At 28.6% G+C, this 16756-nt stretch carries 6 protein-coding genes; 1 reads left to right on the top strand and 5 read right to left on the bottom strand.

Annotated features, from left to right (window positions below; all coding sequences use genetic code 11):
* Positions 1-89: 89 nt before the first annotated feature.
* Entirely contained in the window at positions 90-5801 is a 5712-nt protein-coding gene (locus tag H8S10_RS07715) for an immunoglobulin-like domain-containing protein (RefSeq protein ID WP_186838489.1), read from the bottom strand.
* Between the two features lie 13 nt (positions 5802-5814).
* Between H8S10_RS07715 and H8S10_RS07710 the strand changes: the two genes are divergently transcribed.
* The gene (locus tag H8S10_RS07710; RefSeq protein ID WP_186838488.1) at positions 5815-5967 is read left to right on the top strand and encodes a hypothetical protein; all 153 of its coding nucleotides are present in this window, start codon (positions 5815-5817) and stop codon (positions 5965-5967) included.
* 418 nt (positions 5968-6385) lie between these two features.
* Here H8S10_RS07710 and H8S10_RS07705 read toward each other — a convergent pair whose 3' ends face one another.
* From H8S10_RS07705 to H8S10_RS07690, 4 genes are all read right to left on the bottom strand, one after another.
* Positions 6386-6604, bottom strand: a complete 219-nt coding sequence (locus H8S10_RS07705; RefSeq protein ID WP_186838487.1) for a hypothetical protein — start codon at positions 6602-6604, stop codon at positions 6386-6388.
* Positions 6605-7117: 513 nt separating this feature from the next.
* Entirely contained in the window at positions 7118-8545 is a 1428-nt protein-coding gene (locus tag H8S10_RS07700; protein WP_172675740.1) for a glycoside hydrolase family 32 protein, read from the bottom strand.
* Between the two features lie 2 nt (positions 8546-8547).
* The gene (locus H8S10_RS07695) at positions 8548-9519 is read right to left on the bottom strand and encodes a carbohydrate kinase (RefSeq protein ID WP_055264346.1); all 972 of its coding nucleotides are present in this window, start codon (positions 9517-9519) and stop codon (positions 8548-8550) included.
* A 372-nt stretch (positions 9520-9891) separates the two neighbouring features.
* The gene (locus tag H8S10_RS07690; protein WP_186838486.1) at positions 9892-16743 is read right to left on the bottom strand and encodes an NPCBM/NEW2 domain-containing protein; all 6852 of its coding nucleotides are present in this window, start codon (positions 16741-16743) and stop codon (positions 9892-9894) included.
* Positions 16744-16756 lie beyond the last annotated feature (13 nt).

The following is a 16756-nucleotide window of genomic DNA, read 5'->3' as shown; positions in this document are numbered from 1 at the left end:
ATATGTATTAATCTATTATTTATATAAGCTAAAGAAAATTGTAATCTATTTTATAGATTACAATTTTCCCTTTATTAAACTATATATAATTATTTAACTTTTTTTCTCTTTCTATTTACAAATAGAAGTCCAATCAGAGATATAAGTCCAGCTAATGCCCAATTTAGTATATTACTTTGATCACCTGTATTAGGATTTTGAGTATTATTCAATTCACTATTTATCTCTTCATTATTATTTTGTTCATTTTTAACTTCGTCATTAACTTCATCATTAACTTCATCTTTGACTTCATCATCAACTTCATCTTTGATTTCATCATTAACTTCATCGTTAACAGAATTATCAATATCTTCTAATACAATAACTTCTCTTTCTGCTACAGTTATATTTCCATCACTATCTTCTATAGTATACTTAATTATGTAAGTACCAGGAACATTATTATCAAAGTTTCCTAAATCAACAGTAACTTTCATTTCTTCTATAGAATCATTATCATCTGTAATTATAACTCCAGACATTGGATCAAAATTCTCTCCAAGATTTATTGTAATAGTTCCTATTCCACTTATTACTGGCTTCTCATTACTTCTAACTATAACCTTTCTAGTTTCCTTAGTTGTATTCCCATCACTATCTGTAACAGAATATGTAATTATATATTCACCTGAAATAGTGTTATCAAATGAATCTAAGTCAACAAGAATTTTTAAATTCTCGCTAGTATCTCTGTCATCTTCAAATATAATTCCAGCATACGGATCAAATTCTTCTCCAATATTTATAGTTACATCATTTAATACTGTTACAGTTGGTGCTAAACCTCTATCATTTATATTTGTCTTTAATTTTTCTAAAGTTTCTTGTATAAGTGTTAATCTTTTATTAGTTTCCCATTGAGTTAATGCATTTCCATCAATCAACTGTTGAGTTTCTAAAATTAAATTCTTCAGTTCATTAACCTCACTCTCTGGATGTTGTCCTCCAAAGATACCAATTTGACCATTTGTTAATATATTATTATAGAATTCATTTGCTTCATTTATTTGCGAATTTAAATATGTATGGTCTACTTTTGCTGGTGTTAATGGTATATCTACAGTATTATAAATTGCAAATCCACTGTTTACTTTATTTAATACCTCTGATTCAGTTGATTCATTTAAACTAAAGTTCCCTTTATTATAGTTAACTGATATATTCTTATCTTCTGCATATTTATTTCCATAAGCTAAGAATTGATTATCTCCATACGCCGTTACAGCTCTGTTACTTATAGTAATTTGATCTCTTTCATCACTCATAAACTCATTATTGTAAATTACAAAGTTTTGAACATCTCCGTAGGCACCTACCCAAGAATCGTCTTTAAACTGTAAGTCTTGACCATCTCTAAAGCTTTGATAATATAATATTCCAGTACCTTGTCCACCAAAGTTTGTTGTTTGATGGAATAAGTTATTATATATAGTTGTGTTGTAAAGTATACATTCTTGTTTTGTTAAATCACCATATATATATGTTAGTAATGGTACATCTTTAAAATGATTTGAACCTACATATGCACCCTCACCATTTCTTATTTTTACTCCTCCAGCTGCTCCATTTTCCATACCTTCGAAGTAATTTCCATATATATTTAAGTTAGTATATCCCTTAGAGTATATTATGTGGTCTCTTCTTTGCCCATCTACTGCAACATTTATACCTGATATTAATACATCTGTTCCAAAATCACCAGTTATATTTCTAGTTTTATCCATGTTGAAGTAATTGTTCGATATATTAACATTCTCGTCATATCTTTCATTATTAATAGCCGTAAGGAAATTACCTTGAGAACCGCTTATCTTAATTCCTTCACTTAGCCCTGATTGAGATTCAACTTGGATAAGATTTAATTTGTTTATAACTGTATCTGGTAACATTGTAGCAGCATCACTTAAACCTTCTAAATTTCCAAAGAAATTATCTTTAATAGTCGTATTATTAGTTCTGTATGTTGCAATACCTCTTCCTGGATAATTAACTCCTCTTAAGAATGCATTTTCCTCTATTATATACTTATTATTCTTTGCAGTTATATAAGGTTCCATTGTAACCTTTCTTATTTCACCTGCAGCATTTGTTTCTCTTGTATATTGACCATTCATAAATACATTATTATTGAAGCTTATACCTTTTTTATATGATCCATTAAACTCTAACCCAATGTTATTGAATACTATGTTATTTATGTTTACATAGTTCATATTTGAATGGTATTCTGCATTCATTAACTTTAACATCTTATCAACACTTGAACTTCCGTCAAATATAGAAAGACCATTTGTTGCACCACTCAATTTAAAGTTTGATAATGCAGGAAGATTGATTGTTGCTAAATCAATATCAGCTGTTATTTTATATACTCCCTCTGGGAAATATAACTCTCTACCATGTGAAGCTGCATATTCTATCAACTTCTTTAAGTTTTGAGTATCATCTGTAACCCCATCACCAGCTAATGTAATAGGTTGTCCATTTTCATCTAAAACTTCTGAATGATTTTGAACATCTATAACAGTTTTAATTATCATATAATCTGTTGTTTGTTCATCATACTTCTTATTACGATCTTCTCCTGTTATTCCAAATAAATTAAGATAATATTCACTTAGAACTTTACTTTCAACATCATTTACATACTTATCATAAATATTATCTGCCACAACAAATTCATTATTTTGGAAATATCCATCAATCATTTGTAAATTAGTAACTCCAACATTTATGTTTGACTCTTCTTGGTGTATAGAACCAATAACTTCTACACGTGAATCTATATGACTATCTGCTCTAAGAGTTCTTGATCTAGTAATCATTATTCCACCATTATTGTTTTTAGTAGAACAATCTTCTAACTTAACAGTACTTCCGTTAACAAATATACCATATCTATAAGAATTCTCTACAGTTACATTATCAAGAAGTATATCACGAGAATTGTAAATATTAACTCCTATATCTTTAGAATTCTTTATAGTTAAATCTTTTAGTATTATATCATTTCCTTTTAATGTAATACCTACTAACTTATTTAAATCAATGGTACGTCCATCTCCCTCAATTAATATGTTAGAATTAACTACTAATTCACTAATATCACTTCCTGCTGGTAAATCACCTGCTTCAATTTTAATATCATTCTTAATATGCAGCACATTACCGTTATTACTAATATTATTTATAAAATCTTTTGCTGTTGATATATCAACATCTACTCTAGAGAAATAATCTATTGTACTATTTTCTTTATTATTTTTTTCTGTTCCTTTTACATACAACCCATGTGGATCATTTATTATGTTCTCTTGTTCTCCAGCTTTTTTAATTGATTGCATATGCACAGTATCATTAGTATGAATATTTTTTGATAAAATATCTACAGTTGAACCACCTCTTACTTGGATACCTCTATATAAATTATTATTACTAGATATATCATCAATTTTAACTGTAGAATCGAATATATCTATTCCTACTGTACTTCTTTCATTATTAGGTAAAGAAATATCTTTACCAGATAATTTCAACTTATATAAGCTAACATCCTTTGCTCCATATAGAGTTAATCCAGTTGTCTTATAATTAGCAAATTCAAGATTCTTTAATGTTACATTTTTTGCTTTTACACTAAAGCTATCGACATTACCTAAATCAAATTTAAAATTATTACCATCTATAGTTACGTAATTAGCCTTTATTTCTAAATTCTCTTTTAACGTAATATCTTGAGTTATCTTTATAAGCGAATTTGGTATTGTTATAGCATCTTTTAACTTTTCAAAGGTATCTACACTCACAATTTTCTGAGTGTTATAATACTCATTTTTTGTATTAGCAGAATCAACTTTTTCATCTGTTTTAAGATACTGATCATTTACGTCATGTATTTTATTTTCATCTTGTCCATATTTAACCATACTTCTTATAGCTGCAGTATCATTTTCATGAGTATTGTTTCCTTCAAATGTAACAGTTGATACATCTCTTAATCTTATTCCACACTCAATATGATTTGTACTCGTTATATTTTTTATTGTTGCTGTAGAATTACTTACATCTATACCTACAGAACTTTTCTTATCTGTTCCTAGTAACTTTATATTATCTAAAGTTATGTCTTTAGTATTATATAGTAATATAGCTGACGAAGTATAATTTTCAAAATTTATATTACTTAATGTACTTCCTGATGCCGTTGATTTAACTACTATCTTATTATTACTATTTTTTAAATCAATTTTATTATCATTACCATTTATCGTTAAATTTTTCCCTGTTATATTTAACTCTTCTGTTAATTCAATAGTATTGTTTATATTTATAATTGCATTATTTTCTGTTACTGCTTGTTTTAACCCTGTAAAATCTGTTACGTCTATTGTTTTAAATAAACTATATAATATAATTTTTTTATCTGTTTCAGTAGTTTCAGATGTTTTAATATATTTATTAGTATTATCTGTTATTACACTCTCAGAAGCACCATTGGCTACTATAATTTTAATATCAGATTTATCATTCTCATGAGTATTGTTTCCTTCAAATGTAACAGTTGATGCATCTCTTAATTTTATTCCGCACTCAACATGATTCTTACTTGTTATATTTTTTATTGTTGCTGTAGAATTACTTACATCTATACCTACAGAACTTTTCTTATCTGTCCCTAGTAATTTTATATTATCTAAAATTATATCTTTAGCATTATATAATAATATAGCTGACGAAGTATAATTTTCGATATTTATATTACTTAATGTAGTTCCTACTGCAGTTGATTTAACTACTATCTTCTTATTAGTATTTTTAAAATCAATTTTATTGTTATTACCATTTATTATTATATTTTTCCCTGTTATATTTAACTCTTCTGTTAATTCAATAGTTTGATTTATATTTATAATAGCATTATTTACCGTTACTGCTTGTTCTAATCCTGTAAAATCTGTTACGTCTATTGTTTTACGTAAACTATAGAATATATTTTTTTTATCTTTATCGATAGTTTCAGAAGTTTTAATATATTTACTAGTATTATCTGTTATTACACTCTCAGAAGCACCATCTAATACTACCATTTTAATATCAGCATTATCATTTTCATGGCTATTATTTCCTGAAATTTCAACCTTAGCTTCCTCTCTTAGTCTAATTCCACATTCACTATGATTTTTACTTGTTATATTCTCTATTGTTACAGTAGAACCAACTACATCCATACCAACTTTACTTTTTCCATTTGCAGTTGAATTCTTATATTCTCCAGTTAATGTTATATCCTTTAGCGCTACATTTTTACCACTAACATATATTCCAATTGTAGTGTAATTATCAAATGTTAAATTATTAATCTCTATATTATCTGCATTTCCTTTTATAACAAATCTATTAGTAGTATCAGTTTGATTTAAATCAAACGTCTTACCATCACCATTGATTATTATATTTTTTCCTGTAATATCTATAGCATTATCAAATTTTATATCACTTGTAATATTAATATTAACATTTGATTGCGTTACTGCCTTTTTTAATGATTCAAAGCTACTAGCATTTAAAGTTTTGCTTCTATAATTTACTTGATTAGTATTTTTACTATATTCAATATATTGTTCATTATCAAAATCTATTACATTTGTATTAACTCCATTATCAAGTACACTTTGTAAGTCTACTGCATCATTTTCATGGATATGTGTCCCTTTTATTGTAATATGAGCTCCTTTTTTTACTCTTATTCCACTTTGCAAATGATTTTGACTTGTGATATTCTCTAATGTTACAGTAGTATTTGCATCAGATATATCTATTCCTGCTTTTGCATTTCCAACTTTAGATGGCTCTACAGATTTTCCTGTTAGAGTTATATCTTTAATATTTATATTTTTACCACTAATATATATCCCTGTTGTATAATAATTATCAAATGTTAAATTGTTAATTTCTATATTATCTGCATTTCCTTTTATAACAAATCTATTTGTGTCATCTGTTTGTTTTAAATCAAATTTTCTTCCATCACCATTGATTGTTATATTTTGTCCTGTAATATTTATAGGATTATCAAAACTTATATCATTTTTAATATTAATATTAACATTTGACTGCGTTACAGCATTTTTTAATTGATTGTAATCAAATACATCAATATCAGTTTTAACTGTTGTTTTCTCTACAGATTGTGCAGTATCTACACTTTCTTTTTTTTCTGCTGGTTCAACATCAGAAATAACTTCTATTTTATTTTCCTCAAGTTGCTCTAAATCTGCATCTTCTTTTTTCTCTGCTGATTCAATATCAGAAGTAACTTCTACTTTCTTTTCTTCAAGCTGTTCTAAGTCTGCATCTTCTTTTTTTCTGCCAGTTCATACTCAAAATTAGTTTCTGTTTTATCAGTTCCTAGTTGAGTTTCATTTTCATTATTTTCTAATAACTCTTCTACAGACTCTATTACTTCTGTATTATCACTTACCTCTAGGAATTCATTCTTTATGGTATCAGCATAAGCTAAGTTATTTGAAACCATTGCAGTTATTAGTGTTCCTGCTATCACTTTTTCATTATTTTACGTCCCCCCAATCTTAGCTTGCATAACTTCTTACACTTTCGCTAAAATTTATTGCTACATAATAAAAAACGCTTTTTAATTTACATATAAAAACATTATCATAAAATTATAATAACATCTCTACATATCTAAAATTAAAGAGCATACAACTGCACCTATATCACTAATTTTTTTTGCAGCTATCGTAACTAAAAAATATAATATAGGCATTTACCATATAAATTTTTCTCTCATTAAATTTCTCATTATTTCCTCTTACCAAAACACTCTATCTTTTTCAAAACCTCCTATGTATTTATATTTTTTACCCGTTTCAAAAAATTGTGTTTATATTATATACTACACCATATAATTAGACAACCTTTAATTAAATATAAAATTACTTTTCATATAAACTACAGAAGTGATAGAGCCTATCCTTTGGTAAGTCCTACCACCTCTTATAACATCATCTTATTACTATTCATAAAAATTGTTACAACTCTTATAAATATATTTTTATATATTATATCTTATTATATCGGCTGTTCCATTACCTTCAATTTTAATGGTCTTATCCATTCCATCATTGTATATTCTAGTTGAAAATACTTCTTCTCCACCATTTAGGAATATTTCTAAAGAAGATTCATCTGAAAATACCCTTAGTGATTTTACTGACTCTATTTCAACGGCTCTCATATCTCTTCCGTATCCTGATTTTCCAAGCTCTAATTTAAATACCTTATCTTTAAATGAAAGTCTACAATCTTCTCTTAATTCTACAATAAAATCATTTGAATCATTAAACTCTATATTTAGTTCAAATGTATTCGATTCGAATATATCTTTATCTATTCTATCTTTTAATACAACATTTTTTATTTCTAGCTTGTCTTTTCTTAAAGTCTCTAGCTCCTTAACTGGAATCTGATATATTTTTTCATCTTTCAAAACTAATTCTCTTGGAATGCTTAGTTGGTGTTGCCAGAAGTTATCTATTGTAGGGTTCTTATGCTCTACTGCATCTGGAACTCCCATCCATCCTATAAATAATCTTCTACCTTTGCTATCTTCAAAACTTTGAGGTGCATAGAAATCAAACCCTCTATCTATTTCATCAAATTTTCCATGCTCTAAAACTTTTTTATTATCAGTAAAATGTCCTATAGTATATCCTGTTTGATAAACATTGTTATATTTATATCCCTCTGCTTCTACACCTTGTGGAGAGAACATAAATACTTCTTTATTATTTAATTTAAATATATCTGGACATTCCCACATATATCCCATTTTTTCTTCTTCCCCTGCTGGAATTGAATGAAGCTCCCAATTATAAAGATCTTTTGATTTATATAATAATATACATCCCTTATCATCTCTTGTTCTCGCTCCTAAAACCATGTAATAAATTCCGTCTTCTTCCCAAACTTTAGGGTCTCTAACATGGCATGACATATTACTAGGATAATCTTCATTTCTAAGTACTATAGTCTTTTCTGAAAAATTAACACAATCTTTACTAGTTACAAGAATAACATTATGCCCTCTTCCTGTATAAATATAATCATGTTCTCCTGGTTCCTTTGAATTTCCTGTGTAGAAGAAGTATACAGTACCATCTTTAACAAACGCAGAACCTGAATATACTCCGTCCTTATCTTCATATATGTCTGGGAAAATAGCTACTTCTTTTTCTTCCCAGTTAACTAAATCTTTAGAAGCATAATGCCCCCAAAACTTTTGTCCCCCCATTGGTGTAAGTGGTGAATATTGATAGAAGCAATGATACTCCCCATTAAATTCACATAATCCATTTGGGTCATTTATCCATCCAATTGGAGCCATTATATGATACTTATTTCTCCATTTATCATTTTTAACTATATCTAAATATTTTTCTTTACACTCTTTAATTTCATTTAAAAACTTTTCTTTAAGCATTATTATCTCCCTTGTATCATCGCTAAAACTTCTTCCTTAGTTGGTAATGCACCTATAGCACCTCTTTTACATACGGTTAATGCAGCTGTAGCATTCGAGAATGTTAATATAGCTTTAATTTTTTCTTCATCTAGGTTTACTAGTTCTTCTAATGAATATTCTTCATCTGCAACTTGGTATAAGAATGAACCTATAAATGAATCTCCTGCACCTGTAGTATCTTGAGCAACTACTTTAAATGAAGGTGAAAATACAGTAGTATTCCCAGTAATAAACTCTGCTCCATTAGTACCCTTTGTATAAATTATTACTTTAACATCACCTTGTAATAGGAATTCTAATGCTTTCTTTTCATCCTTAATTCCAGTTATAAATTCTAATTCCTCATCACTTATCTTTACTATATTTGCATATGGAAGGAATTCTAATATTGCTTCTCTGCATAACTCTGGCGTTTCCCATAATGGTAATCTAACATTAGGATCAAAACTTATTATACATTTGTTCTTCTTTGCAAATTCAATCGCCTTTCTATGAGCTTCCTTTATTGGAGCATTAATTAAACTTACTGAACAAAAATGAAGTATTCCTCCATCTTTAAATGTCTCTTCATCTATTTCATCTTTATTTAATAACATATCTGCACTAGGGTTCCTATAAAATGAAAAATCTCTTTCTCCATCTTCTTTTAATGATACAAATGCTAATGCTGTATTTGCTTCTTTAGTTCTTAAAATCCTTGAAGTATCTACTCCTAAAGGCTTAATTTCTTCTAATATGTGATCTCCAAAACCATCTACTCCAAGCTTAGTTAACATAACAGAGCTTCCACCTAGTTTTGATACTGCTGCTGCAACATTAAGAGGAGCTCCCCCTGCTACTCTTAAAAAGTTAGACACATCCTTTAATGCAACACCTTTTTCATGTGGTATAAAATCTATTAATGCTTCACCTATTGAAATTACTTTTTTCATTTTCTCTCCTCCTATACAAACATGGGAACGTTCCCCTATATTCGTAAAAAAATATATCAATAAACATATTTACATTTACTTCTATAAAATAATTATATACTTTTCTATACACTTAGTCTATATTTTTTAATTAATCATCCAACTCTTCTCACTATACATTTTTAATATAAACTATTAACCCCTATCATCAAATATCTTTCTTAATTTATACCTCTTTTCTTACCTCTTATTACCATTAATTATATATAAAAATATATTTACTATTAATTTATATGCATCTAAAAATAATCTACTATTATTAAAAGAGAGCTTATCTCTTTTAATAAGCTCTCTTTATAGTATAAAAATATTATTAACTAAATAAAATCATCTTTAGTTCGTTAGCATATATATAGTAGTTGCTTCATATTTTCCATCTAAGCTTTGGTATATTAAAGATACACTATTTACTCCACTATATAAAAGACCTTTATCTATAGAAATTTTATTGTCCTCTATCACTGATATTGCATCAATTGTCTTTGATCCTTCTACATTTGCAATCAAAACTTTCTTAGGCATCATTTTTTCACCAGTTATATCTATAACTTCCTCATCTATTGTCACCTTTCCATCAGTAACATATGCCATACCTACAGCTATATATTGTTCTATAACACTAATATCTGTTAGTTTTCTCAAACTACTTAATTGTGATAAATCTTGTATTTCATTATAATTTAAATTTAATGTTTCTAAATTTTTAGCATATTGTAAGCCTTCTAAACTGCTAATCATTAACCCTTCACCATTTAATGAAGTTAATCTGTACATATCACCTATAGTTATTGTATTTGATGTTAATTCTAAAGTTTCTTTAATAGCATCTCTTAAAATTCTATCTGGTACATTAATTACTTCATTTAAATCAACATTCATTTCTAAATTATCTATTGCAGAATATATTTCTTTTACCATAGAGTCTACTGCTTCTTGTTTTATAGATTTATCAACTAACATAGTATTTGCTCTTTCTAGAACTTTTTCAAGAACAGCTACAGTTTCTTCTGTATAAAGTTCCTTATCTATTAAAGCCACCTCATTAATTGCAGCTTGTAAGTCTGATAGCTTTACTAAAGCTTCATATACTTCATTCAATTTTGAATATAAATAGTCTATTTCCACTTGATTATATCCATCTGCTAAACTTATTTTTACCTCTTCTAATAAAACTTGAAGATTTGTAAAACTTTCTCCTGAATAAGCATTTATATCTAATTCATTTATTATTTCTAATAAAGCATCTAACTCTGCTCTATTAACTTCAACAGCTTCATTGTTTGCATAATGCAACTTTGCATCTCCCCATGTAGCATGGTCTGAACCATTTCCATTTCCGCCATCAGTTACAACAAGCTTTAACTCTTTAGCTCCATTTATATCTACTTCAACAAACTTTTGTATATCTTTAGAATTCATTAATCCTGAATCAAACTTCTTTTCTCCATCTACATAAACTTCAAAGCTTACTGAACCAACCGTATTATACATTTGTCTGTCTACTCCAACATATGAAGTGAAATAATCGTAATTCTTATCAGTTAAGTCATAAATTATTGTAGATGTTGAGTGAGCACCTATACCTCTTTCATAAGCTACTTCTTTACCATTCTCATCTGTTAATCTCAATGCTCTTCCACTTATTGAAATATCCTTTTTAGGAGCAGTATAGCTATTTGAAGTTGACTTCCACTCATAATCTGTTAGATAAGAATAATCATTCATATCTACAACTGCAATTGTTCTTGTAGCTTCTACAGTATTTCCATCACTATCAGTTACTTTATAAGTTATAGGATATTTACCTGCTTTATTAAAGTTAACATTTCCACTAACTTCAATACTTGAAGTTAAATCACCATCTTCAATATCAGTTGCAGAATATTCTTCATCTAATTCTATAACTTGTCCTAATTTAGTTGATACTGATTTTGGTATATTTAATACTGGGAAGCTAGCCCTTATAAGTTCTTCAGCCTTATTTAAATCTTCTTGGAATAAACTTGATGCTGGATGGTTTGAAACTTCATTTCTTAAAGCTTCTAACTTTTCTAATGTGTTATAGTTTTCCATTACAGCAGTTTTACTTTCATCCACAAATAATTCATTAGCTATTTTATCTGCTAATTCATCAGTTTTATAGAATGACATCTCTCCAATACTTGCCCATGAATCATAAGCTTCAACAAACTTAAATTTAACTCTTCTAACTTCTGTTTTAGCTATATCTATTTCAATAACATCATTTCTGCTACCAGTATATGAACCTATACCAGCTAAAACAAAGTCATTTCCTTCTGCTTCTGTTGAAACATAAATTTCAAATTTTGTAGCGAAGCCTTTTCCACCACTTCTTGCTTTATAAGCAATTTTATCAATTTCAGCAAGTTCACCTAAATCAAATATAACTTCATTTTTAAATGTAGAACTATTTGGCTTACCAGTTTCCCAATGGGTATTAACGTTATTATCTATAGCATAACTAATTCCACTACTTCCATAGTTCCCACCATTATTAGATACTGAAACTACTGATATTTTAAACTTTTCATTATATGCTTCTAAATTATTGAATTGTCCATACTTAGATTTTACAACTTCAAACTCCTCATACACTGTTACATATGAAGTTTTTTCAACCATGTTATTATCACTATCAGTAACTCTATAAGTAACTTCAAATCTTCCAGCTTTATTTTCTTCAAAGTTGTTTGAAATTATTTCTATGCTTGCAGTTAAATCTCCATCTTCAATATCAATGGCAGTTATACCTTCATTAAAATCTACTGTTTCTCCTAATTTATAAGTCTTATCTATAACACTTAAAGAAGGTTTAGCGTTATTAGTAGTTAGCTTTGGATTCCCTATTACTGCATGGTCAGAAGTATTACCATTTCCTCCATCATTAACTTCTATAACTAACTCTTGAATACCCTTAATCGGAACATTTATAGCAACCATATTATCTGCATGTTTTATTACATCTGTACTAACTAGAACTTCACCATCACCAATAACCTTAAATACTACACTTGAGTTACTTTGAGAGGCTATGCTCATATCAATTCCAACTAATGCTTCAAAGTTATCATAATCTACATTTGATAAATCATAAGTTATCTTACCATTTGCATGTATTCCAAACCCTTTATCAAAAGTTTTTATTTCTCCATTTACTCTTCCCTTTATGTTAGAATTTCTTCTTGGAGTTCCATACTGAGTTGTAATGCTTGTCCAAGCTGTATCTGATAGATAATCATAATCACTTACAACTTCAACATTTACTGTCTTTGTGACAACTACGCCATTATCATCAATAGTATATTCTAATTGATAAATTCCTTTTTTATTTACATTTACTTCCCCATTTATAACTATATTTGAAGTTATATCTTCTCCATTGTAATTTAATGCTTTAACTAAATTTATTGGCTCAAATTCTTCTCTAAGTTTTATACTTATTGATTCTTGTTGTACACTTAAACTTGGAGTTAAAGAGTTTACTACTACTTCCTTCCCAGTATTTAATTTCTTATCGTAAGGTATAACAGTATAATTTACTGATTCCCCTACATTTGATTCTGTATCCACGAAACTATTAGTTGAAGTAAATCCTATTAACTCACCATCTTTAAATATTTCGTAACCTAACACATCATTTTTTGAATTTTCATTAACATTAAATGATAATTTTACATTTCCATTTTCATCAAGAACATTAACATTTAATTCTGGATTACCATTAAATCCTTCACCTTCATACTCTATATAATCATAATTAGCATACCAAGTTTTTATATCTGGCTTTGGATATTTACTTAATAATTCTTTTGTCTCATCAGAAACCCAGAATCCATGTCTTTCGAAATGCTCACTTAAATCTAATTCTAAAGCTATACTAGAGTATTTTGCTAGCTGATTTAATTTATCATTTGCTGCATTTTCAGAATCTAAAATTACGTTATTTTCTCTATATTGAGCATTTACTTTTCCCCAATATCCTGGATATATCATTTCTAATTGCCAGAATACTGCTAAGTTTTCAAAATATCCACCTGCGTAATAGCTGTTATTATCCGTTGCTATAACATTCTTGAAAACATGACTTTCAAAAGGTATTCTTTTATTTGGTTTATTATAATAGTAAGATGAATTTTGAGGTATCATATTATTTGTAACTTCACCTATAGTTCTTACCCCTATATCAAGTTTATGGCCCATTTCATGGTCAACACCCCATCCACCTACACTAGTTAACATAGATACCATTACGTCACCTTGAACACCTATATGACCTCCAGCTGCATACATATATCCAAATGGTTGCGCTAATCTTATATTCTCCCTAGTATACTTAATATCATTATTTATACTACTTCCGTCCATTCCCAAATATTCAAATATCATATCCATATGATCATCATACATATTTACAGTATTCATTGGACCAAATTCTTGATTTATATAAGCTTCATATGCCCCTGTTGCAGTTCCTGTAAATACAAGATGGTCTGAAACTATTTCTGCAACATCTATCATTTTTCTATCCATAACATTTGGATTTTCTGCTTTGTCTGCATCAAGTCTTGCTTTATAATCTTTTAAAAGCTCTAAGAATTCTTGCTCATCAGTGTTTTTATCCATCATAGGAAATTGTTCACAACCTGATGCAAATCTTATAACAGGTGCTTTACTTTGTTGTTCTTCTGTATATGGATTAACTATATATACAGCTCCTCCTGGAGTTACATCATGTCTATACCATCCATCATTTTGACTAACAGCTGGTACAGTTATCACATTTTTACCTACATGTAAACTTACAGTTCTTCCCCAGCTAGCAAAACTTCCTTCCTGTTGTGAAAACATCAATTGTGGTAATGGTTGCCCTGGTTCTGCATCAACATATACTGTTATTGTTTCTCCTGCCATAGCAAATATCCCAGTAGGTTGATTATTATTACCAAACCCAAACTTTAGATTATTATTTGCATGTGCATTTCTATCTCCATACTGCTCTGCAACAACAGTTTTAATAGTTTGCAACTCACCACTTACACTTTCTTTAGCCATTTGTATATCTTTTAAATACACAGGTGCTAGTGGATGCTCACTAACCTCATTTTCAAACTCTACTAACTTTTCTATAGTATTAAACTCATCTGAAACAGTATCCATTAACCCATTTGTAAATAGTGTTTTCATTTTTTTAGATACTAAATCTTCTTTATATAATCTTATATCTGAAATTGATGCCCAACCTTCATGAGCTTTATCAAATACAAACTTTACTCTTTTAGCCTTAGTAGCCTCAAATTGTATTTCTAACATATCAGTAGTTACTGTATAACTACCTTCTGTTACTTTTTGAAAGTTATCCCCTGAAGCAACTGGTGATATATATATACTAAACTGCTCCGCAAATCCTTTACCACTAACTCTGGATTTATAAGTTAATCTACTTATCATCTCCGCTTCTTCTAATGTTAATATAACTTCATTTTTAAAAGTATTACTATTTGGATTTCCAGTTTCCCAGTGAGTATTTGCATCTTCATCTATTGCATACTTTATTGCAGAACTAGAATATTGCCCCCCATTGTTACTTATGCTTAAATTTTGAACTCTAAATACATCATCATATTCATTTATATAATCTGTATAAAAAGGTTGAAATTTAGATACATTAGCCGTGCCACTTTGAATTTGTCCAAATTCAACTAACTCTTTAGCCAGATTTAACTTTTCAATATATTCCGCTTCAAATGGATGACATTCAGCTTCTTCTATTAAACTATCAATAGCAGCAATTGTTCCAAATTCAGGATTAACTTCATTCATATTTTCATCTACAAACAATATGTCTATTTTTTGGTCCAACTCATCTGGCATATATAAACCAAATTCAGAAGCTAAAGCCCAATTTTCATATCCCTTTTTATATACAAATTTTATTCTTCTTACTTCTGTTTCTTTAAACTTTATCTGTAAGGTATCTTTAGTTGTAATACTAGTAGATCCTTCTGATATTTTTTCAAAAGTATCTCCTTCTGATGTTCTAGATCCATATATCTCAAATTCCTGTGCAAAACCTCTAGAAACTAGGCTTGTATACATTATTCTGTCTATTGTTGTTAACTCATCTAAAGTTATTATCACTTCATTTGTATGGCTAGATGAATTTTGTTTTCCAGAATGCCAATTTGTATTTACATCTCCATCCATAGCTCTTGCTATGACATTAGAAGCATAATGCCCACCATTAGTTGTTATACTTGTAATTTTTTCTAAAGGCACTTTAAATAATTCATCATAATTATCTAATCTTTCATCATTAAATGATTTAAAATTAGCTACCTTAGCCTCTGTAAATTCCAACTTCTTTCCTTCTAATATTATTCTAGCATTATTAATATCCTCTGCTATTTCATTATATAATGGATGTGTACTTGCCTCTACATCAAAAGCCTCTAGTTTTTCTAGTGTATTAAACTCTTCACTTAACTCATTCTTCGATTCATTAGTGAATATATTATTCATTTTATCTATTATGTTATCTTCTTTATAAAACATAAATTCTGATGCACTTGCCCAACTATTTGCAGCTTTCTTAAATACAAATTTTACTCTTTTAAATTCTGTTGCCTCAAACTTTATTTGTACAATATCACTACTAGAGCCCGAATATTCACCACTTGCAACTAACTCGAAATCATCTTCATTTTCTGTACGTGATGAATAAATTTCTACCTCTTGAGCAAAACCTTTTCCTCCAGCATCTCTTCTTGCTGCATAAACAATCCTATTTAAAGTTTCAACTTCCTCAAATGTTATCACTACTTCATTTGTAAAAGTTGAACTATTAGGCTTTCCTGTTTCCCAATGTGTTTGAAGGTTTCCATCTATTGCTTTATCAATAGTACTTCCTGAATATTTCCCCCCATTATTACTTATAGATTTGATGTTAGAGTTATCCATTTTAAATACTTCATTATAGCTTTCTAAGTATTGGCTACTTTGTAAGCTGAACTTTGTTATGGTAGCTTGTCCCCCTAATGTTTTTTCATCTTGTGCAACTTCTATCCTTGCATTATTTAGCGTGTCTGCTAAAACATTAATAGGAGTAGAAATCATATTTGTTATCGTTGCTGCCAAGATAATCGTAGATAACTTTCTTTTTAACATTTGCATTTCCCCC

Source organism: Clostridium sp. NSJ-49 (assembly GCF_014287725.1).
GTDB lineage: Bacteria > Bacillota > Clostridia > Clostridiales > Clostridiaceae > Clostridium > Clostridium disporicum_B.
The sequence above is the reverse complement of the archived record's forward strand: the minus strand, read 5'-3'. Positions and strand labels throughout refer to the sequence as shown.

Coding starts and splice junctions, on each gene's coding strand:
- H8S10_RS07695 (WP_055264346.1), bottom strand. CDS start 9,519: ATGAAAAAAGTAATTTCAATAGGTGAAGCATTAATAGATTTTATACCA.
- H8S10_RS07700 (WP_172675740.1), bottom strand. CDS start 8,545: ATGCTTAAAGAAAAGTTTTTAAATGAAATTAAAGAGTGTAAAGAAAAA.
- H8S10_RS07690 (WP_186838486.1), bottom strand. CDS start 16,743: ATGTTAAAAAGAAAGTTATCTACGATTATCTTGGCAGCAACGATAACA.